This window comes from Nonomuraea sp. NPDC046570, assembly GCF_040645915.1.
Classification (GTDB): Bacteria; Actinomycetota; Actinomycetes; order Streptosporangiales; family Streptosporangiaceae; genus Nonomuraea.
The window spans coordinates 211,412-230,285 of the sequence record NZ_JBEYZF010000006.1 but is presented as its reverse complement, the minus strand read 5'-3'; the positions used below and the strand labels follow the sequence as shown (position 1 = coordinate 230,285).

19 protein-coding genes are annotated in these 18,874 nt (G+C 70.5%); 10 read left to right on the top strand and 9 right to left on the bottom strand.

Features of this window, described 5'->3' with window-relative positions; genetic code table 11:
• Nucleotides 1-41: 41 nt before the first annotated feature.
• Nucleotides 42-848 (bottom strand): diaminopimelate epimerase, encoded by an 807-nt coding sequence (gene dapF / locus ABZ911_RS12920; protein WP_358054715.1) that lies wholly within the window; start codon nt 846-848, stop codon nt 42-44.
• Nucleotides 849-857: 9 nt separating this feature from the next.
• Nucleotides 858-1,760 carry a tRNA (adenosine(37)-N6)-dimethylallyltransferase MiaA gene (gene miaA / locus ABZ911_RS12915; RefSeq protein WP_358054714.1) on the bottom strand — a complete coding sequence of 301 codons (903 nt, stop codon included), beginning with the start codon at nt 1,758-1,760 and terminating at the stop codon, nt 858-860.
• Nucleotides 1,761-1,854: 94 nt separating this feature from the next.
• On the opposite strand from miaA, the gene ABZ911_RS12910 reads away from it, so the two are divergent.
• Complete coding sequence (locus tag ABZ911_RS12910) at nt 1,855-2,163, top strand: Rv0909 family putative TA system antitoxin (RefSeq protein ID WP_358054713.1); 309 nt, start codon at nt 1,855-1,857, stop codon at nt 2,161-2,163.
• Between the two features lie 42 nt (nt 2,164-2,205).
• Here ABZ911_RS12910 and ABZ911_RS12905 read toward each other — a convergent pair whose 3' ends face one another.
• Nucleotides 2,206-2,745, bottom strand: coding sequence for a methylated-DNA--[protein]-cysteine S-methyltransferase (locus ABZ911_RS12905; protein WP_358054712.1), 540 nt, complete (start codon nt 2,743-2,745; stop codon nt 2,206-2,208).
• Between ABZ911_RS12905 and ABZ911_RS12900 the strand changes: the two genes are divergently transcribed.
• A complete protein-coding gene (locus ABZ911_RS12900) occupies nt 2,726-3,619 on the top strand; it encodes a ribonuclease Z (RefSeq protein WP_358054711.1) in 894 nt (297 codons plus the stop codon). The two genes, ABZ911_RS12905 and ABZ911_RS12900, sit on opposite strands and share 20 nt — an antisense overlap.
• A gap of 9 nt (nt 3,620-3,628) precedes the next feature.
• On the opposite strand, the gene ABZ911_RS12895 is transcribed toward ABZ911_RS12900, so the two are convergent.
• The 4 genes from ABZ911_RS12895 to ABZ911_RS12880 form a co-directional block, all read right to left on the bottom strand.
• Complete coding sequence (locus ABZ911_RS12895; protein WP_358054710.1) at nt 3,629-4,324, bottom strand: hypothetical protein; 696 nt, start codon at nt 4,322-4,324, stop codon at nt 3,629-3,631.
• Nucleotides 4,325-4,402: 78 nt separating this feature from the next.
• Complete coding sequence (locus tag ABZ911_RS12890) at nt 4,403-4,882, bottom strand: GNAT family N-acetyltransferase (protein ID WP_358054709.1); 480 nt, start codon at nt 4,880-4,882, stop codon at nt 4,403-4,405.
• 35 nt (nt 4,883-4,917) lie between these two features.
• The gene (locus tag ABZ911_RS12885) at nt 4,918-5,658 is read right to left on the bottom strand and encodes an isocitrate lyase/phosphoenolpyruvate mutase family protein (RefSeq protein WP_358054708.1); all 741 of its coding nucleotides are present in this window, start codon (nt 5,656-5,658) and stop codon (nt 4,918-4,920) included.
• A 144-nt stretch (nt 5,659-5,802) separates the two neighbouring features.
• On the bottom strand, nt 5,803-6,336 hold the full coding sequence (locus tag ABZ911_RS12880; protein WP_358054707.1) for a hypothetical protein: 534 nt from the start codon (nt 6,334-6,336) through the stop codon (nt 5,803-5,805).
• 182 nt (nt 6,337-6,518) lie between these two features.
• On the opposite strand from ABZ911_RS12880, the gene ABZ911_RS12875 reads away from it, so the two are divergent.
• Complete coding sequence (locus ABZ911_RS12875; RefSeq protein ID WP_358054706.1) at nt 6,519-7,190, top strand: hypothetical protein; 672 nt, start codon at nt 6,519-6,521, stop codon at nt 7,188-7,190.
• A gap of 35 nt (nt 7,191-7,225) precedes the next feature.
• Here the strand turns inward: ABZ911_RS12875 and miaB are convergent, their stop codons facing one another.
• Nucleotides 7,226-8,719 carry a tRNA (N6-isopentenyl adenosine(37)-C2)-methylthiotransferase MiaB gene (miaB, locus tag ABZ911_RS12870; RefSeq protein ID WP_358054705.1) on the bottom strand — a complete coding sequence of 498 codons (1,494 nt, stop codon included), beginning with the start codon at nt 8,717-8,719 and terminating at the stop codon, nt 7,226-7,228.
• A 161-nt stretch (nt 8,720-8,880) separates the two neighbouring features.
• Here miaB and ABZ911_RS12865 point away from each other — a divergent pair, with 161 nt between their 5' ends.
• The 6 genes from ABZ911_RS12865 to ABZ911_RS12840 all read left to right on the top strand — a co-directional run bounded on the left by ABZ911_RS12865 (nt 8,881) and on the right by ABZ911_RS12840 (nt 15,961).
• The gene (locus ABZ911_RS12865) at nt 8,881-9,636 is read left to right on the top strand and encodes an amino acid ABC transporter ATP-binding protein (RefSeq protein ID WP_358054704.1); all 756 of its coding nucleotides are present in this window, start codon (nt 8,881-8,883) and stop codon (nt 9,634-9,636) included.
• 14 nt (nt 9,637-9,650) lie between these two features.
• Nucleotides 9,651-10,523: a glutamate ABC transporter substrate-binding protein gene (locus ABZ911_RS12860; RefSeq protein ID WP_358054703.1), complete on the top strand. Its 873-nt coding sequence runs from the start codon at nt 9,651-9,653 to the stop codon at nt 10,521-10,523.
• Nucleotides 10,524-10,595: 72 nt separating this feature from the next.
• Complete coding sequence (locus tag ABZ911_RS12855) at nt 10,596-11,264, top strand: amino acid ABC transporter permease (RefSeq protein WP_358054702.1); 669 nt, start codon at nt 10,596-10,598, stop codon at nt 11,262-11,264.
• Nucleotides 11,261-12,172 (top strand): amino acid ABC transporter permease, encoded by a 912-nt coding sequence (locus ABZ911_RS12850; protein WP_358054701.1) that lies wholly within the window; start codon nt 11,261-11,263, stop codon nt 12,170-12,172. Before ABZ911_RS12855 ends, ABZ911_RS12850 begins: the two co-directional genes overlap by 4 nt.
• Nucleotides 12,173-12,255: 83 nt before the next feature.
• The gene (locus tag ABZ911_RS12845) at nt 12,256-14,076 is read left to right on the top strand and encodes a prolyl oligopeptidase family serine peptidase (RefSeq protein WP_358054700.1); all 1,821 of its coding nucleotides are present in this window, start codon (nt 12,256-12,258) and stop codon (nt 14,074-14,076) included.
• Nucleotides 14,077-14,134: 58 nt separating this feature from the next.
• A complete protein-coding gene (locus ABZ911_RS12840; RefSeq protein ID WP_358054699.1) occupies nt 14,135-15,961 on the top strand; it encodes a protein kinase in 1,827 nt (608 codons plus the stop codon).
• Nucleotides 15,962-15,968: 7 nt separating this feature from the next.
• Here ABZ911_RS12840 and rny read toward each other — a convergent pair whose 3' ends face one another.
• Nucleotides 15,969-17,585, bottom strand: a complete 1,617-nt coding sequence (gene rny / locus ABZ911_RS12835; RefSeq protein ID WP_358054698.1) for a ribonuclease Y — start codon at nt 17,583-17,585, stop codon at nt 15,969-15,971.
• A 501-nt stretch (nt 17,586-18,086) separates the two neighbouring features.
• Here rny and ABZ911_RS12830 point away from each other — a divergent pair.
• On the top strand, nt 18,087-18,869 hold the full coding sequence (locus ABZ911_RS12830) for a carboxypeptidase-like regulatory domain-containing protein (RefSeq protein WP_358054697.1): 783 nt from the start codon (nt 18,087-18,089) through the stop codon (nt 18,867-18,869).
• Nucleotides 18,870-18,874: the final 5 nt, after the last annotated feature.

The following is an 18,874-nucleotide window of genomic DNA, read 5'->3' as shown; positions in this document are numbered from 1 at the left end:
TCTCAGTTCGCCTAGCGAACTCAGCATCCCTCAGCAGAACATCATTCGGCAAGCACTCCCGAGGCGATGATGACCGCGGGGCCGGTCAGGTAGCTGGTGTCCGCGTCGAGCGTCACGGTGAGCGTGCCGCCCGGCACCTCCACGATCCACCTGCCGGTGCTCTCCCCCGCCAGGTGGGCGGCGGCCACGGCGGTGGCGACCGCGCCCGTGCCGCAGGAACGGGTCTCGCCCGAGCCGCGCTCGAAGACCCGCATCACCGCGCGGCGCTGGCCCACCGCGTTGAGCAGCTCGATGTTGACGCCGTGCGGGAAGACGCCGGGGTCGAAGCCCGGCTGGTGGGTGAGGTCGAGCTGGACGACCGGGTCGCCGATCACGCAGGCCAGGTGCGGGTTGCCCATGTCGATGTGCAGACCGGTGTACTCGTGGCCGCCGACGGTCGTGGTGCTCTCGCCCAGGATGCGGGGCAGGCCCATCTCGACGGTCACCTCGCCGCTCTCGGCCAGCCGTACCCGCCGGGGCCCGCCCCTGGTCGCGATCGCGAACTCGCCGGGCTCGGCCAGCCCCGCCTGGACCAGGTAGCGGGCGAACACCCGCGCGCCGTTGCCGCACATCTCGGCCTGGCTGCCGTCGGCGTTGCGGTAGTCCATGAACCACTCGGCCACGCCCGCCTGCGCGGCCACCTCGGGAGCGGCCTTCGTGCGCACCACGTGCAGCACGCCGTCGGCGCCGAGGCCCGCGCGGCGGTCGCACAGCCGGGCCACGAGCGCGGCGCTCAGCTCGAGCTCGTCGTCGGGATCGGGCAGGATGACGAAGTCGTTCTCGGTGCCGTGTCCCTTGAGAAAACGCATTAGGCGATTTTATCCAGCGAGCGCGAGCGCCCTGTCGGTCAGGTCGGGGTCGTCGTACGGCAGCCAGCGCACGCGCGGGTCGCGCCTGAACCACGACTCCTGCCGCCTGGCGAAACGGCGGGTCGCCCGGACCGTCTCGTCGAAGGCCTGCCGCTCGGTCCACTCCCCCGACAGCAGGCGCAGCACCTGCGCGTAGCCGAGCGCGCGGCTCGCCGTCCGGCCCTCGGCCAACCCCTCGCCGAGCAGCCCGCGCACCTCCTCCACCAGCCCGGCCGCCCACATCCGCTCGACCCGCACCTCGATGCGCCGGTCAAGCTCGGGCCTGGGCACCTCGACGCCGATCTGGACGCTCGGGTACAGCGCGTCGTAGGAGGGCATCGTCGCCGAGAACGGCCGCCCGGACAGCTCGATCACCTCCAGCGCGCGCACGATCCGGCGGCCGTTGCTCGGCAGGATCGCCTCGGCCGCCACCGGGTCCTGGGCGCGCAGCCGCTCGTACATCGGCGCCGGGCCGGTCCGCTCCAGTTCCCCCTCCAGGCGGGCCCGGATGTCCGGGTCCGTGCCGGGGAACTCCAGGTCGTCGAGGGCGGCCCTGACATAGAGCCCCGAGCCGCCGACCAGCACCGGCACCACGCCCCTGGCGAGCATGCCGTCCATGAGCGGCCGGACCAGCTGCTGGTACTCGGCGACGCTGGCCGTACGGGTGACGTCCCAGATGTCCAGGAGGTGGTGCGGCACTCCCCTGCGCTCGGAAAGGTCGAGTTTGGCTGTGCCGATGTCCATTCCTTGGTAAAGCTGCATCGAGTCGGTGTTGACGCACTCGCCGCCCAGCCGGAGCGCCAGATCCACGGCGAGATCGGACTTTCCGGCCGCGGTCGGACCCACGACGGCGATGACTGGCTGCTGACCCACACCGATAAGTGTGGCAACACTCTGGGTATGAATCGTCCCGGGAACCCGGGGGCCGGTTCCACGTCCTCCGGAAACCGCTACATCGGGGGAGCAGATGTCGTTCTTCGAGAAGGTCAAGGAGATGCTCGGCGTCGACGACCACAAGCACCGGAAGGACGTTCCCGAGCAGACCAGGCACACCGCCGACGAGACCACCATCCGGCCGCGCGAGCACGGTGGCGGGGAGTTCGACGACCTCAGGACCAAGGCGGAGGACGCGGCGAAGGGCGGCGTCGACAAGGCCGCCGACGCCGCCGACAAGGCGACAGGGGGCAAGTACACCGAGCACATCGACAAGGGCGCCGCCGCGGCCCGCGACGCCGCCGACAAGATCGACGGCAAGCAGGACGAGCCGCCTCGGTGAGGCCGTAGGTCACGTCCTCGGGACGAGACCGGGAAGCGGGCCTCAGAGGTCGAGCAGCGTCGGCTGCAGGTATCCCTCGTGGGTCAGCAGCCAGCGCTTGGTCTCGACGCCTTCGCCGCCGCTGAATCCGCCCAGCCCGCTGCCCGCCACCACGCGGTGGCAGGGCACCACGATCGGGATCGGGTTCGCGCCCATGATCGAGCCGATCCCCCGGGCCGGCACGCTCGATCCGCTGCGCCGCGCCAGCTCGCCGTACGTGACGACCTTGCCGTACGGCACCTTGTGCAGGGTCTCCAGCACCTGTCGCTGCACCGGGGAGGTGAGCCGCCAGTCGACCGGCGTCTCGAACACGCGGAGCCCGCCGGCGAAATAATCGTTGAGCTCCGCGACGATGCCCGCCGTACGATCCGGGTCATGAACCTCGGTCAGGTCCAGCGGCTTGAGCATGCGCTCCCGGGACGCCGCACGCGAGCGCCATCCGGTGGCGGCCAGCCCCACCTCGGTGACGGCCAGCAGGAAGTCGCCGACGGGCGTCGGCACCTCGGCGAACGCGACAGTCATCATGTCCTCACGTGAACTCATCGTGCTGGGCACCTCCAGCGCGGTCCCCACTCGCTACCGTAACCACAACGGGTACCTGCTGCGCTGGGACGGTCAAGGATTCCTCTTCGACCCCGGGGAGGGGACCCAGCGGCAGCTGCTGCAGGCCGGGGTGAGCGCGAGCGACGTGCACTGGATCTGCCTCACCCACTTCCACGGCGACCACTGCCTGGGCGTGCCGGGCGTCATCCAGCGCCTCGCGCGCGACAAGGTGCGGCACCCGGTCCGCGCGCTCTACCCGGCCTCCGGCGAGGTGTACTGGCGCAGGCTCCGGCACGCCGCGATCTTCGCCGACACCGACCAGATCACCGAACACCCGATCTCGGGCGACGCCGCCCAGCTCCCGCCCCTGACCGCCCGCCGCCTGTCCCACCCCGTCGAGTCGTACGGCTACCGCCTCCAGGAACCCGCCGGACGCCGCATGCTCCCCGAGCGCCTCAAAGCCCACGGCATCACCGGCCCCCTCATCGGCGAACTGCAGCGCACCGGCTCGGTTGGCGGGGTCACCCTGGAGCAGTGCAGCGCGCCCCGGCGGGGACAGAGCGCGGCGTTCGTCATGGACACCCGGCTGTGCGAGGCGGTGTTCGAGCTCGCCGACGGCACCGACCTGCTGGTGATCGAGTCGACGTTCCTGTCCTCGGAGGCGGCCCTGGCCAAGGAGTACGGCCATCTGACGGCCTTCGACGCGGGGAAGGTGGCGGCCGAATGCGGGGTGCGCACGCTGGTGCTCACCCACTTCTCCGAGAGGTACCGCCTGGACGACGAACCGCTGTTCGTCGAGGAGGTCCGCCGCAGCTTCGACGGCGACCTCGTCACCGCCCGCGACCTGACCCGCGTCCCCGTCCCCCGCCGATGAGACGGCCGCTCAGCGAACGGAGGCCCACGAGGCGGCGAAGTACCCCACTCCGTAGGGGGCGGTGTCGCTGAGCAGCCTTCCCTCGAACCTGTCCGCTCCGGCCGCGCCCGCCAGCACCTGCAGCGCGGCGCGCCCCGCCACCCACAGCCGCGCCCCCAGAACCGGATCCAGCCCGGCGAGCACCCCGGCGTCCGCCCCGGCCAGCGCACCCGCGATGAGGTCGTTGTACGGCCGCGCGGCCGGATCGAGATACCCGGGCGCCTTCTCCGTGAGGCACGCCGACCCGTCGGCCATGACCAGCATCGCCACCCGCCGTCCCGCGACGAGCTCGGCCCCGAGCGCGAGACAGGCGGCGGGATCGGCCTCGAACGCGACCGCCTGGAACAGCGCCGCCACATCCCGGGCCTGGGCGCGGTCCAGGAGCCAGTGGCCGATCGTGAGGGACAGCGGGAGGACGGGCGCGCCCTGGCCGCCCACGCGGATGTCCAGGCCCCAGGGATGGAGCGAACCCGCGGAGCGCGGGCCGTGTTCCCGGGTGGTGTCGGCTCCGCCGACGACGACGAGGAGGTCGTGCTCGACGGCCAGCAGGGAGCCGACGGCGGTGGCGCAGGCCGCGCGGAGGTCGTCCAGCTCGCCCGCGGCCGCACCGGCCAGCTCGGGCACGATCAACGGCGGATGCGGGCACACGGCCGCGGCGACAAGCACGTGGCCAGGCTATCCGGTGTCCTGTCCGCCATGGCCGAGACCGCGCGGGCCGTGCTTAAGCCGGGCGCCTTGCTCCCGTCAGCCGGGTACGCCCGGCCGGCGGACCATGTAGACGTCGATCGGGTCCTGGGACTCCACCTCGAAGCCGTGGCGCTCGTACAGCCGCTGGGCCGCGCTTCCCTGCAGCGCCTGCAGGCGGACGCTCACGCCCTGGGTGTCGGTTCGGGCGAGCAGCGTGCGCAGGACGGCCGAGCCGACGCCCCGGCCCTGGTGGTGAGGAGCGAGGTAGAAGTACTCCAGCCACTGGCCGTCCTCGCCGGGCCTGAGGGTGACGCATCCGGCGAGTTCGCGGTCGATCTCGATGATCGAGGTGTGTTCCGGGGAGAAGGAGTCCCGCAGGCGCTGCCGTACCCGGTGTTCGTCGAAGCGGCCCAGGCGCTCCAGGTCGGGTCGCATGACCGTGGCCCGCAACTCCGCGATCGTTTCGACATCCTCCGGCTTCGGGGGGCGCAGCGCCCAGGTCGCCCGCGTTCCGCCTGCCTTCACACGATCTTCCACGGGGGAAGTATCCCAGCTCGTCCCCTTTGGTCTGGCTAGGGGTAGGGGTTCCCGCCGTCGCGGATGGTGGTGATCAGGGTGGTGGCGTAGGCGTGGGAGGCCTCGTGGAGGCCGTGGCCGAAGCTGATCCTGGCGACACCCAGGTCCGCCAGTTCGGACAGGGTGGGGGTGCCGGGATGGAAGAGGATGTTCACCCGGCCGTCCAGTTGGTCCGACAGGGCCTTGATGTCGCCGGGGGCGGCGACGCCGATCGGGTAGACGCAGTCGGCGCCCGCCTCCAGGTAGCGGCGACCGCGCAGCACCGCGTCGGACAGCGAGGCGTCACCGCGGATGAAGGTGTCGACCCTGGCGTTGACCACCAGGTCGGCGGAGGCCTGGCGGACGGTGGCCAGGAAGTCTGCCTGCTCCTCCACGTCGATCCGCCGCTTGGTACGCGGGTCGGAGTCCTCCAGGTTGCAGCCGACGGCGCCGGTGGCGGCCAGGCGTTCGACCAGTTCGGCCGGGGAGAGGCCGTAGCCGCGTTCGACGTCGGCGGTGACCGGGACGCCGGCCACCCTGACGATTCTGGCGACGGCGGCCATCATCTCGTGGACCGGGGTGGCTTCGCCGTCGTCGTACCCGAGGACGGCGGCCACGGCGGAGCTGCCGGTGGCGATCGCCGGGAAACCCGCCGCCTCGACGGCCCTGGCGGAGGCCGCGTCCCACACGTTCGGCAGCACCAGGGGCTTGCCGGGCACGTGCAGCGCCCTGAGCTCGGCGGCTTGTTCAGTCGTCATGCCACCGACCCTACGGACCGCCCCTGTCACCCCATAGGTCCAGTGCCCCCTCGAACCGAGAAGCCACTTCCCTCCCGGGGTTCCCAAAGCCAGCGACTTTGACCCCTGGAAGCGCGCGTGAGCTTCCCCGGAAGCGCAGCCGGGCTAGCAGCCGCTCTTCGCGCACTGGCCGCCGACCATGCCTCCCGGGCCGTCGGCGGGGTTGTCCACCTCGGGCGCGGGCGTGCTGGGCGCGGGGGTCGGCTTCTTGGCGGGGCTCTTCGCGTCGCCCGAACCACTTCCCGCGGCGCCGGCGTCCGTGGAACCGGTGCCTGTGGAACCGGTGTCCGTGGAAGCGGTGCCGCCCGTGCCGTCCTCGGCGGGTTCGCCGTCGGCGGGGGTGCCGTCGGACGGCGCCTCCTCGGGTTCGGCGGCCGCCTCCTCACCCCCTGCGGGGGTTTCGGGCAGTTTCGTCTCGCCGGTACGGCCAGCGGGCTCGGACACGGGAGTCCCCTTGCCAGGGTCGTCGGGACCGCCGAGCAGGGCGAAGCCGACACCGCCGGCGACGAGGAGGGTCACGAGCGCGGCGGCGGCCAGGATGAGGGTCCTGGTGCGCTTGTCCGGCCTGTTGCCGGGCCCGGGACCGGTGAGGATCTCGGGCTCCGGACGGCTCGTCGGGTCCTGGCCGTGGCCGTACATGAAAACAACTCCTGCGGTCGTATCGGGGGGAAACGCGATGGCTTCCGCGGGTGATGGACCACACTAACCGCAGGAGTGGAATGCCCGCACACCAATCACGAAGGAATCACGACATGTCCCCTCTCAGGCCTGTAAGTCCAGGTTGGCGTGATCTCGCGGTGCCCGTGGCGGGAGTGGCGGGGGTGTTCGGCGTCGCGGGGCTGGGAATTCTGCTGGCTTTCACGGCCGTTCAAGGTGATCGTTTCGAGGGGCGGGAAGGGCCTTCACCGCGATCGACACAGGCGCTCACCGGTGACGGAGAAATTCATCTGGAAAGGCCGCTTTCCTCGGGAGAGGAGGCGCGGTGGGTGGCCCATCTTCCGGCACCGGTCGGCGGCACCTCACAGCACGCCACAGGCACGGAACACGACACGGGCCTGGATGATGCGGGCCTGGACGACGCGGGCCTGGAGCCCGACGCGGCCACTGCGAGCGACTCACCCGCGGCGGAGAACAACACCGCGGGAGCCGAAGAGACCGCGGGACACGAAGTCGCAGCGGGACACCCAGAAACGGCACAGCACGACGGGACCGCCCGGCGTGAAGCGATCACGGAACCCGGCGGGACCACCCAACCCGGCGGGACCACCGAATCTGCAGGAACCGCCGAACCCGGCGGGACCACCGACCCTGGTGGCACCACCGACCCTGGCACCCCCAAGAATGGCGGCACCGCGGACCAAGGCGGGGACGCCGGGAAGGGCCAGGCGGTCAGCCCGCCGGCTCAGGGCAAGGCCACCCCGGACGCGTGCGCGACCTTCCACGACCACCGCCGCGAGTACTGCTACCAGCTCCTGAACGGCCTCAAGCGCTGAGCCGCGGGTTACGACCAGACGTCGCAGCCCGCGGGTTACGACCGGGCGTCGCAGCCCGCGGCCTCCTGGGCGAGCGGGGCGGGCCGGCCGATGGACGGCATGCCCAACAGCACGCCGGACCCCTTCGCGGGCTCCCCTTGACGAGCCTGCCAGGCGTCACCCGCGCAAGTGCGCCGCAACGACACCGCCCCGTCGGCGACGAGGTGGTGCGGCGCGGCATAGGTCACCTCGACCGTGACCATGTCCCCGGGCCGAGGGATCTCGGCGCCGACCGCGAAGTGCACGAGCCGGTTGTCGGCCGCCCGCCCCGACAGCCGCCGCGTCGCCTCGTCCTTACGCCCTTCGCCCTCGGCGACCAGCACCTCCAGCGTGCGCCCCACCTGCTTCTTGTTCTCCGCCCAGGAGATCTCCTCCTGCAGCGCGACCAGCCGCTCGTAGCGCTCCTGCACGACCTCCTTGGGCACCTGCAGGTCCATGGTGGCCGCGGGAGTGCCGGGCCGGATGGAGTACTGGAAGGTGAAGGCGTTGGCGAAGCGGCTCTGCCGTACCACGTCGAGGGTGGCCTGGAAGTCCTCCTCGGTCTCGCCGGGGAAGCCGACGATGATGTCGGTGGAGATGGCCGCGTCGGGCATCGCCGCGCGGACCCGCTCGATGATGCCCAGGTAGCGATCGGCCCGGTAGGAGCGGCGCATCGCCTTCAGGACGCGGTCGGAGCCCGACTGCAGGGGCATGTGGAGCTGGTGCATCACGTTCGGCGTCTCGGCCATGGCGGCGATCACGTCGTCGGTGAAGGCGGCCGGGTGCGGCGAGGTGAAGCGCACCCGCTCAAGGCCGGGCACCTCGCCGCAGGCGCGCAGCAGCTTGCCGAAGGCGAGCCGGTCGCCGAACTCCACACCGTAGGTGTTGACGTTCTGGCCGAGCAGCGTGACCTCCAGGACGCCCTGGTCGACCAGCGTGCGGACCTCGTTGAGGACGTCGCCGGGGCGGCGGTCCTTCTCCTTGCCGCGCAGCGAGGGCACGATGCAGAAGGTGCAGGTGTTGTTGCAGCCGACCGAGATCGACACCCAGGCGGCGTACGCGGACTCGCGCTTGGTGGGCAGCGTCGAGGGGAAGACCTCGAGCGACTCCTTCAGCTCGACCTGCGCCTCGCCCTGGACGCGGGCGCGCTCCAGCAGCACCGGCAGCGAGCCGATGTTGTGCGTGCCGAAGACCACGTCGACCCAGGGCGCCTTGCGGACGATCTCCCCCTGGTCCTTCTGCGCCAGGCAGCCGCCCACGGCGATCTGCATGCCGGGGTTGCTCATCTTGGCGGGCCGCAGGTGGCCGAGGTTGCCGTACAGGCGGTTGTCGGCGTTCTCCCGCACGGCGCACGTGTTGAACACGACCACGTCGGCGGTCTCGCCCTCGGCCGCCGGGACGTATCCGGCGTCCTCCAGCAGGCCCGTCAGGCGTTCGGAGTCGTGCACGTTCATCTGGCACCCGTATGTGCGCACTTGGTAGGTGCGGGCGCTCTCCTGGGTCACAGTCATGGCCTCTCCAGAGTAGGCGTTCCGGAGTGCCCCCTGTACGGCACGGCCAGGTAGTGCGAAGGTACTATGGAGCCCAAAAGAGCAGGTTGTGAGCACGCCGTGATCGGATCGGTACCACCCGGTTAGTGACCAGCGCCCTTTACCCCTCTACGTTTTGATCCATGACGGAGAACGGGGACGAGACTCCACTGGTCCAGTTGGAGAACGTCAACAAACACTTCGGGGCCCTTCACGTGCTGAAGGACATCGACCTCACCGTCTCCCGTGGCGAGGTTCTGGTCGTGATCGGCCCCTCGGGTGGCGGGAAGTCCACCCTGTGCAGGGCCATCAACCGGCTGGAGTCCATCGACAGCGGCCAGATCGTCTTCGACGGCCGTCCGCTGCCCGCCGAGGGCAAGGCACTGGCCCAGCTCAGGTCAGAGGTTGGCATGGTTTTCCAGTCCTTCAACCTCTTCGCCCATAAGACGATCTTGCAAAATGTGACGCTGGGTCCGATCAAGGTGCGCGGCACGGCCAAGGGGCAGGCCGAGACGCGGGCGATGGAGCTGCTCGAAAGGGTGGGCATCGCCGAGCAGGCGCAGAAGTATCCGGCTCAGCTCTCCGGCGGCCAGCAGCAGCGGGTGGCGATCGCCCGGGCGCTGGCCATGGATCCCAAGATGATCCTGTTCGACGAGCCGACCTCGGCACTGGACCCCGAAATGGTTCAGGAGGTGCTCGACGTGATGATCGGCTTGGCCCGCGACGGGATGACCATGATGGTGGTGACCCACGAGATGGGCTTCGCCCGCAGGGCGGCCAACAGAGTGGTCTTCATGGCGGACGGCCAGATCGTCGAGGAGGACACGCCCGAGGAGTTCTTCGGGTCACCGAAGACCGATCGGGCCAAGGACTTCCTCTCCAAGATTCTCTCGCACTGAAAGCCGAGGTAACGATGAAGCGAATCCATCGCGCCGGCGCCGCCCTCTCGGCCGCCGGCATTCTGGTCGGGGCTTTGGCGGCATGTGGCGGTGGTGGCGACACCACGTCCTACGCCACCGTGGTCGAGAAGGTGCAGGGCGCTAAGAAGATCGTCGTCGGCACCAAGTGGGACCAGCCGAGCCTGGGGCTGAAGACCGGCGGCGACCCTGAGGGCTTCGACGTCGACGTCGCCAGGTACATCGTGAAGGAGCTGGCCGGCGGCCAGGACGTCGAGATCACCTGGAAGGAGTCGCAGTCGTCCAACCGTGAGCCGTTCCTCGCCAACGGCACGGTGGACATCATCTTCGCCACCTACTCCATCACCGAGGCGCGCAAGCCCAAGGTGACCTTCGGCGGGCCGTACGTCATCGCCCACCAGGACGTGATGGTGCGCGCCGACGACACGGCCATCGCCAAGCCGCAGGACCTGGAGAACAAGCGGATCTGCCAGGCGACCGGCTCCAACTCCTACAAGCGGATCACCGACCCGCCGCCGGACGGCGAGCTCGACCTCGACGCCCAGCTCGTGGGCGCGGCCAGCTACTCCGAGTGCGTGCAGAAGCTCGGCGGCAACAACCTGGACGCGGTGACCACCGACGACCTGATCCTGGCGGGCTTCGCCAAGCAGGCCGGCGGCAACTTCAAGCTGCTCGGCCAGCCGTTCACCGACGAGAAGTACGGCATCGGCCTGAAGAAGGGCGACGTCAAGACCTGTGAGGCGGTGAACGCCGCGGTGAAGAAGATGTGGGAAAGCGGCACCACCACCCAGCTCTTGACGAAGTGGTTCGGCGACGCCAAGGGGCTGAAGCTGTCCACGACGGCTCCTCCCGCTGAGGGCTGCGCCTGACCGACCGTCACGTAGCGGCCGGTGCCCGGCCTCCGGGTCACCGGCCGCTGCCGTACCCGCCGGTGGAGCACTATGGATGATCTGATCAAATACGCGCCGGACCTCGCCGAGGGGTTCCTGGAGAACATCAAGCTCTCCGTCATGTGCGCGGTGTTCGCGCTCGTGCTCGGCACGATCCTGGTGTCGATGCGCGTCTCGCCCACGCCCGTGCTGCGGGCCGTCGGCACGGCCTACGTCAACATCGTGCGCAACACGCCGTTGACCCTGGTGCTGGCCTTCTCCGCGCTGGGGCTCAGCGACACCATCGGGGTGACCTTCTCCCAGACGCCGCTGGTGAACTCGTTCTGGCTGGTCGTGATGGGCCTGTCGGTGTACACGGCGGCGTTCGTGTGCGAGGCGCTGCGCGCCGGTATCAACACGGTGCCGCTCGGGCAGGCGGAGGCGGCCAGGGCGATCGGGCTCACGTTCTCCCAGTCCCTGCGGATGATCATCCTGCCGCAGGCGTTCCGCGCGGTGATCGCCCCGCTGGGCAGCGTGATCATCGCGATGATCAAGAACACCACCGTCGCGGTCGCCGGCGGCTACCTCGCGGAGTCGGCGTTCGTGATGAAGCTCGTCTTCGACGACACAGGCGTGTCGATCCCCATCTTCCTCGGGATCGTGGTCGCGTTCATGGCCGTCACGCTGCCGATCGGCTACTTCACCGGCTGGCTGTCCCGGAGACTGGCGGTGGTCCGATGAGCACGAGTTCGGTCCTGTTCGACACTCCCGGGCCGCGCGCCCGGCTGCGCAACCACGGGCTGACGCTGCTGACCCTCGTCGCCGTGGCGGCGGCCGCCTACGTCGTCTACGTGAAGTTCGACGAGAAGAACCAGTGGGAGTGGAAGATCTGGGAGCCGTTCGTCCAGGCCTCCACCTGGACGGACTACATCATCCCCGGCCTGGTCGGGACGTTGAAGGCGGCCTCGCTGGCCGCGGTCCTCGCGCTGCTCTTCGGCGCGATCTTCGGCCTCGCCAGGCTCTCCGACCACAAGTGGATCAGGATCCCGGCGGGCTTGGTGGTGGAGGTCTTCCGGGCCATCCCGCTGCTGCTGCTGATCTTCTTCATCTTCTACCTGGCGCCCAGCGTGATGGGCGGCGGCGACTACGCCTTCGTGGCCGTGGTCGTCGGCCTGATGCTGTACAACGGGTCGGTGCTGGCCGAGGTGGTCAGGGCGGGCGTGCTGTCGGTGCCGCGCGGGCAGTCCGAGGCGGCGTACGCCATCGGGCTGCGCAAGGGCGGCGTGATGCGCCTGGTCCTGCTGCCGCAGGCGGTGACGGCGATGATGCCGGCCATCGTGAGCCAGCTCGTCGTCCTGCTCAAGGACACCGCGCTCGGCTACATCATCGCCTATGTGGACCTGCTCAACATGGGGTTCAAGATCATCCCGGCCCGGTTCTTCGGGTCGCTGATCCCGGCCGCGATCGTCATCGGGATCATCTACATCAGCCTGAACATGGCGCTCAGCGCGCTGGCCACCTGGCTGGAGAAGCGCAGCAGGCGCAGCCGCAAGACCGCGGCGCCGCCGGTGGCGCCGCCCGGCGCGCTGCCCGCGGGCGTGACCCTCAAGGGCGGTCCGGGCGCGGGCGCGGTCGCCACGATGGAATGACCTCGGTCGGGCGGTCACCGGTTCCGGTGACCGCCCGTTCGTATTCGGTGTCTCACGGGCCGGTTTTCGGGCAGGATTCGGCTATGCCTCCCGAGCTCCGGTCCTCATCCATCTCCACCACCGACGTCGCGAGCGCGGGCCTGCGCCTCGGCTGGCCCACCGTCCTGGGCGAGCGGGTGTGGTGGACCGAGGACCGCCCCGGCGAGGGCGGGCGCACCACGATCGTGCGCCGCGCGGCCGACGGCACGCGCACCGAGCTGCTGCCCGCCCCGTGGAGCGCCCGCAGCAGAGTCCACGAGTACGGCGGCTGCTCCTACGCGCTCTCCCCCGGCGGCCTCGTCTTCGTCAACCACGACGACCAGCGCCTCTACCTGCTGCGCGACGGCGAGGAGCCGACCCCGATCACCGACGAGAACGGGCTGCGCTACGCCGACCTGGCGGTGCGCGACGACACGGTCTGGTGCGTGAGCGAGGGCCGGCCGGACGACGGCAAGGTGACCCGCGCGATCATGTCCATCCCGCTGGACGGCGGCGAGCCGCGCGAGTGGGTGACCGGCAGCGACTTCTACGCCTCGCCCACCCTGTCCCCCGACGGCGAGCATCTCGCCTACATCTGCTGGAACCACCCGCGCATGCCGTGGAACGGCACCGAGCTGCGCGTCACCCGGCTGCGGGACGGGTACACCCGGACGATCAAGGGCGGCCCCGCCGAGTCCGTCCTATCCCCGCAGTGGCGCGACGACGCCTGCCTCTACCTGGTCTCCGACGCGTCGGGCTGGTGGAACCTGTACCGGGTCGACCTGCACGGCGGCGCGCCGCAGGCGCTGTACCCGGCCGAGGAGGAGTTCGCCGCGCCGCCGTGGTTCCTCGGGCTGCGGCCGTACCTGGTGATGGACGACGGGCGGCTCGCCGTGCTGCACGGGCGGGGTGACCTGCGGGTGGGGCTGCTCGACCCGGAGACGGGCGTGCTGGGCGACCTGGACGTGCCCTTCGGCGGGTGGGATCCGATCCTGGCCACGGACGGGTCGTCCCTGGTCGGGGTGGCGTACGGTCCCGCGCTGCCGCGCTCGATCGCCAGGATCGACACGGCGACCGGGCGGGTGGAGGAGCTGCGCCGCGGCGTCGAGGACCTGCCCGACGTCGCCAGCCTGCCGGTTCCCCGGCAGGTGGAGTTTCCGACCAGGTTCGGCAGGCGGGTGCACGCCAACCTCTACCCGCCGGCGGGTCCGATCACGCCCGCGCCGTACGTCGTCTTCGTCCACGGCGGGCCGACCGCCCACAGCGGCACCGCGCTCGACCTGGAGAAGGCGTTCTTCACCTCGCGCGGCATCGGCGTGATCGACGTCAACCACGGCGGCTCGACCGGGTACGGCAGGGCCTACCGCGAGCTGCTGCGCGGCCAGTGGGGCGTCGTCGACGTCGAGGACACGATCGGCGCGGCCGAGTGGCTGGCCGCCGAGGGGCTCGCCGACCCCGCGCGCATCGCGATCCGCGGCGGCAGCGCGGGCGGCTGGACGGTCATGGCCGCCTGCTGCCGCTCGGAGGTGTTCGCCGGAGGCGTCTCCTACTACGGGGTCAGCGCGCTCGCCCCGCTGATCGAGCACACCCACGACTTCGAGTCCCGCTACGTGGAGTGGCTGGTCGGCGACCCTTCGGTGTACGGCTCACGCGAGCCGCTGGGCCTGGTCGACGGCATCGGCTGCCCGATGCTGCTGCTCCAGGGGCTGGACGACCCGGTGGTGCCGCCCGCGCAGTCGGCGGCGTTCGCGGACGCGATGGCCGAGCGGGGCGTGCCGTGCACGTACCTGTCGTTCGAGGGCGAGGCGCACGGGTTCCGCCGGGCCGAGACGCGGACCGCCGCGCTGGCCGCCGAGCTGGCCTTTTATCAACAACTTTTCTCCTGAGACCTGACATGTCGCGATAGCTCCCCTAACATGATCGATCGTGAATGGGGGCGACGACATGAATGACGCGCTCGGCAGCGCCTACCGCCTCCTCGAACCTCTGGGCGAGGGCGCCATGGGCACCGTGTGGCGAGCCCTGGACCGCAGGACGGACGAGCACGTCGCGGCCAAGATCCTGCACCGGCACCTGAGCACTGATCCGGAGATCGTCGCGCGGTTCGTCAGAGAACGGACCGTGCTGCTGCGACTGCGCCATCCGGGCATCGTGAGCATCCGCGACTTCGTGCTCGAAGGCGAGCGGATCGCCATCGTCATGGACCTGGTGACGGGCGGCGACCTGGGAGCGCTGCGACGCCGGTCCGGCACGTTCACACCCGCCAGGGCCGCCGGGTACGCGGCCGAGCTGGCCGCCGCCCTCGCGCACGCGCACGGCGAAGGCATCGTGCACTGCGACGTGAAGCCCGCCAACGTGCTGGTCGACACCGAGACGCTGCGGCTGACCGACTTCGGCGTGGCGCGCATCCTGCACAGCACCACCGCGCACACCTCGGGGACCGTCGCGGGGACGCCCGTGTACATGGCACCGGAGATCATCGCCGGCGAGCGGCCCGCGCCCCCCGCCGATGTGTACGCCCTGGGCATGGTGCTGTACGAGCTGCTGGCCGGGCGGGCGCCGTTCGCGGCCGGGCACAGTCTGAGCGCGCTGCACTGCGCCTTCCAGATGGCGCCGCGGCGGCTGCCGGGGATGCCCGAGGTGCTGTGGCGGGTGATCGAGGGCTGCACGGCGAAGGATCCCGGGGTACGGCCGCCGCTGGAGCACGTCATCGCCTCCCTGCGCTCGGCCGTACCCGCGCTCGGTGCCGCCCCCGCCCTCGCGCTCGTGTCCCGCGAGGCCCCGCTGGCGGCGACCGCCGTGCCCCTCACCCCGCTGTCGCCTCCCCTGCCTGTCGTCCCGGGCGGGGGCCGTGGTGAGGACACCCAGTCGGGTCGGGGGGAGAGCTCGACCATCCCCCCGGCGGGTGTGGCCGCCAAGGGAGGCGGTGCCGTCGCGGGAGACGGTGCCGTCGCGGGAGATGGAAAGGGGCGCGCGGCGAGTGGTGTCGTGGTGCCCCGGAGTGGGCGGCGGGCGTTGATCGCCGTGGGTGCGTGTGCCGTCGCGGCGGCGGCCGTCACCGCGCTGTTCGTCACCATCCCGCGAGACGAGCCCACGCGACTGGTCTCCCAGGGCCGCCCGACCGCACCCGAGAGCACGCCCCCATCCACTTCCGAGGTCCCGGGCGCCACGACCAAGTCCGACGCCCCGGAGACCACCCGCAAGCCCTCCCGCGGCTCTGTGACCACCACCACGAAGCCTCCGAAACCCGTGCAGTCCCCGAAGGCCGTGGTGACGAAGCCGCCCGTCAAGACCGCCGAGCCGAAGCGGACCGTACGCCCCGCCGAGGAGAAGAAGCCCGAACCGACCAAGGAACCGGTGACGAAGCAGTCCGCCGTCGCGCCCGAGCCCGAAGGCGAGACCTCGCCCGAGCCGAAACCGCAGGTGAGCGAGAGCTGTCGTTCGTGGGGCGCGGTGGGCAGCGGGGTGTACATGAGCCCGTGCATCAAGGTGAGCGGCGGGAAGATCTACATGATGGGCCGGATGCGCGGCCCGGTCGGCATGGCCGCCGACATCGGCATCGAACTGTACGACTCGCGCACCGAGACGACCGTCAGCAAGCGCCTGGCCTGCCACGACATGCGCTTCGCGTACGAGGGCGAGATCGAGACGTGCGGCTGGTACGAGGTGAGCGCGGCGACCGGCAGGTGGTACGTCACCAAGCAACGCTGGAAGCGCACCGGCACCTCCGCGTTCGGCGGCGGCCTGGAGTCCGCCGAGATCCGCTGGTGACGCCTGCCTAGCGGGCGAACTCCGTCGACCGGGACTCCCGCACCACGGTGATCCGGATCTGCCCGGGATAGGTGAGCTCCTCCTCCACCTGCTTGGCCACATCGCGGGCGATCACCTGCGCCTGGATGTCGTCGATCGCGTCCGGCTTGACCATGACGCGGATCTCCCGCCCCGCCTGCATGGCGAAGACCTTGTCCACCCCGTCGTACGACTGCGCGATCTCTTCCAGCCGCTCCAGCCGCTTCACGTACGCCTCCAGCGACTCTCGGCGGGCCCCGGGACGGCTGCCGCTGATCGCGTCGGCCGCCTGGGTGAGGACCGCCTCGACGGTACGCACCTCGACCTCGTTGTGGTGCGCCTCGATGGCGTGGACGACGTCCTCGTGCTCGCCGTACCGGCGGGCGATCTCCGCCCCGATCAGCGCGTGACTGCCCTCGACCTCGTGGGTGAGCGCCTTGCCGATGTCGTGCAGGAGCGCGCAGCGCTTCATCAGCACGTGGTCCAGGCGCAGCTCGGCGGCCATGATCCCGGCGATGTGCGCGGACTCGATGAGGTGCTTGAGCACGTTCTGCCCGTAGGAGGTGCGGTAGCGGAGCTGGCCGAGCAGCAGGGTCAGCTCCGGGTGCATGTCCGTGATGCCCAGCTCGACCAGGGCGTCCTCACCGGCGCGGGCGCACAGGTCCTGCACCTCGGCGCGGCTGCGCTCGTGCGCCTCCTCGATGCGCTGCGGGTGGATGCGCCCGTCGAGCACCAGCTTCTCCAGGGTGAGCCTGGCCGTCTCCCGGCGTACCGGGTCGAAGCACGACAGGAGCACCGCCTCGGGCGTGTCGTCGATGATCAGGTTCACCCCGGTGGTCGTCTCGAACGCCCGGATGTTGCGGCCCTCACGACCGATGATCCGCCCCTTCATCTCGTCGCCGGGCAGGTGCAGCACGCTCACGACGGACTCCGCGGTCTGCTCCGCGGCCACTCGCTGCACCGCCAGCGTCACGATCTTGGTGGCGCGCTTCTCGCCCTCCTTGCGCGCCTCGCCCTCGATCTCCCTGATGATCAGCGCGGCTTCGCGCTTGGCCTGGTTCTCGATCTCCCTGACCAGCTCGGACTTCGCCTGTTCGCCGGTCAGCCCGGAGACCCGTTCGAGGATCGCCCGCCGCTCCGCCTCGACCTGGAGCAGCTCCTCGCGGCGGTCGGCCAGCTCCGTCTCGGTCTCGGCCAGCTTGCGGTCGCGCTCGGCCTGCCGCCTGGCCTCCTCGTCGAGCCGCTGCTCGCGCTCGGCCAGCCGGTTCTCCCGGCGTTCGAGGTCGGCCCTGAGCTCCTTGAGCTCGGTCTTGAGGATGCGGCTCTCCTCCTCGACCTCCTTGCGCATCTGGGCGGCGCTCTCGGCCGCCGCCTCCGAGCGGCGCAGGATCTCACCGGCGTCGGACTCCGCCTTGCCGCGGATCTGCCCGGCCTCCCGCCGGGCCTGCTCCAGCTCGTCGTGCACCTCGGCGAGCTGCTCGGGCGTCGGCCCCACCACCCGTGGAAGGTGCTCCGCGGTACGGCGCAGCAGCACGACGATCGCGGCGATGGTCACGAACGCCAGAAGGAGCACCGCCACCGCCAGCACCACGACAAGCGTCCCCATGTGCGCCCCGCCCTCCGCGTCGCCAACCTCAACCCACAGGAGGTGTCACGTGCGCGGCACGGATGGCCCAAACGGTGGCCCCACCAGGACAAATATCAAGACAAGGCCGACCGGGCGTCGACTGCAACAGCCGACACCTCGCCCACCTCGGTCTATCGATCTCGCTCGTCCGTCGTTCACCGGTATGCCAATCCGCACTGCGCGGAGTAACTCCTCACTGCCGTCGAGGTTATGCGTCGAAGTTGTCACGAGCAAGCACCCGCATGGCCCTCTCTTGGCTTTCTCTTGACCCCGCCGTCGCAGGTCAAAGCGCATATCACGGGCCTGGGCGAAGGTGTGTGGATCTTAGGTATTTCACCCGCCGGACCCGCTTGGCGGAGAGGCTTTGGCTCGCCCGCGTCCATCCTGGTTGATCCTGTTTTCGCAGGTCGAGCTGCGGCGCCCGGACGCCTGATCGCCCGCCCCAAGTCGATTCCAAGGTCATCCCTCTAGCGTGCCCGCATGCGAAAAGCGGTTGTGGTGAGTGTGCTCATCGCGGTCCTGAGCGGCTGCGCGATCGAAGGCGGGGAACTGATGACGGGAACGACCGACACCGGGCAGGGGACCGTGGTGGAGCGGCGGACCGGGGCTGAGGCCGGGGTGCTCAAGGGCCGGGTCGTGGACGCGGCGGGCGACCCCGTGGCAGGTGCGCAGATCGTCGCTGACAACCAGTTGCTGTACAACAGCAACCTGGTCATGACGACGGACGAGAACGGTCGCTACCGGGTGAGCACCGACGTGCCCACTGCCACCTTCCGGGTGACCGGCACCGTGACCCGCAGCTTCGAGGGGCGCGACTACACGATGGAGCTCACACCCCACGACGACACCCCCTTCGCCGGTACGGACGGGGCCGTCCGCGACTTCACCTGGCGACTCACCGGAAAGCGGTCCGACGGGCTGGGCTTCTACGGCAGCATGGTGCTCTTCCACCTGGAGTCCTACAACCCGCAGAACCCGGAAGTCTTCCTCCAGGACGAGGACGTCGTACTCACCCTGACCCCGCAGGGGCCGCTGATCGACGGATCACCCGGCGAGGTCATCACCCGCCGGGCCGAGCGCGGCGGCGACGGCTCAGGCGTGCTGGACGTCCCCATCGGCCGCTACGAGATCACCGCCGAACACCTCGGCAACCCCCTCCGCATCCGCCTCCGCGACACCGGCGAGTACGGCCCATCCGTCATCACGGGCTTCTCCCCCTTCCTCACCACCATCCACCGCATCCAACTCGACCTCAAGCCGTAGCCACC

Bases quoted from the DNA above. Each gene is read 5' to 3' on its own strand.
- dapF (WP_358054715.1), bottom strand. From the start codon at position 848: ATGCGTTTTCTCAAGGGACACGGCACCGAGAACGACTTCGTCATCCTG.
- ABZ911_RS12910 (WP_358054713.1), top strand. From the start codon at position 1,855: ATGTCGTTCTTCGAGAAGGTCAAGGAGATGCTCGGCGTCGACGACCAC.
- ABZ911_RS12900 (WP_358054711.1), top strand. From the start codon at position 2,726: ATGTCCTCACGTGAACTCATCGTGCTGGGCACCTCCAGCGCGGTCCCC.
- ABZ911_RS12905 (WP_358054712.1), bottom strand. From the start codon at position 2,745: ATGAGTTCACGTGAGGACATGATGACTGTCGCGTTCGCCGAGGTGCCG.
- ABZ911_RS12885 (WP_358054708.1), bottom strand. From the start codon at position 5,658: ATGACGACTGAACAAGCCGCCGAGCTCAGGGCGCTGCACGTGCCCGGC.
- ABZ911_RS12880 (WP_358054707.1), bottom strand. From the start codon at position 6,336: ATGTACGGCCACGGCCAGGACCCGACGAGCCGTCCGGAGCCCGAGATC.
- miaB (WP_358054705.1), bottom strand. From the start codon at position 8,719: ATGACTGTGACCCAGGAGAGCGCCCGCACCTACCAAGTGCGCACATAC.
- ABZ911_RS12865 (WP_358054704.1), top strand. From the start codon at position 8,881: ATGACGGAGAACGGGGACGAGACTCCACTGGTCCAGTTGGAGAACGTC.
- ABZ911_RS12860 (WP_358054703.1), top strand. From the start codon at position 9,651: ATGAAGCGAATCCATCGCGCCGGCGCCGCCCTCTCGGCCGCCGGCATT.
- ABZ911_RS12855 (WP_358054702.1), top strand. From the start codon at position 10,596: ATGGATGATCTGATCAAATACGCGCCGGACCTCGCCGAGGGGTTCCTG.
- ABZ911_RS12850 (WP_358054701.1), top strand. From the start codon at position 11,261: ATGAGCACGAGTTCGGTCCTGTTCGACACTCCCGGGCCGCGCGCCCGG.
- ABZ911_RS12845 (WP_358054700.1), top strand. From the start codon at position 12,256: ATGCCTCCCGAGCTCCGGTCCTCATCCATCTCCACCACCGACGTCGCG.
- ABZ911_RS12840 (WP_358054699.1), top strand. From the start codon at position 14,135: ATGAATGACGCGCTCGGCAGCGCCTACCGCCTCCTCGAACCTCTGGGC.
- rny (WP_358054698.1), bottom strand. From the start codon at position 17,585: ATGGGGACGCTTGTCGTGGTGCTGGCGGTGGCGGTGCTCCTTCTGGCG.
- ABZ911_RS12830 (WP_358054697.1), top strand. From the start codon at position 18,087: ATGCGAAAAGCGGTTGTGGTGAGTGTGCTCATCGCGGTCCTGAGCGGC.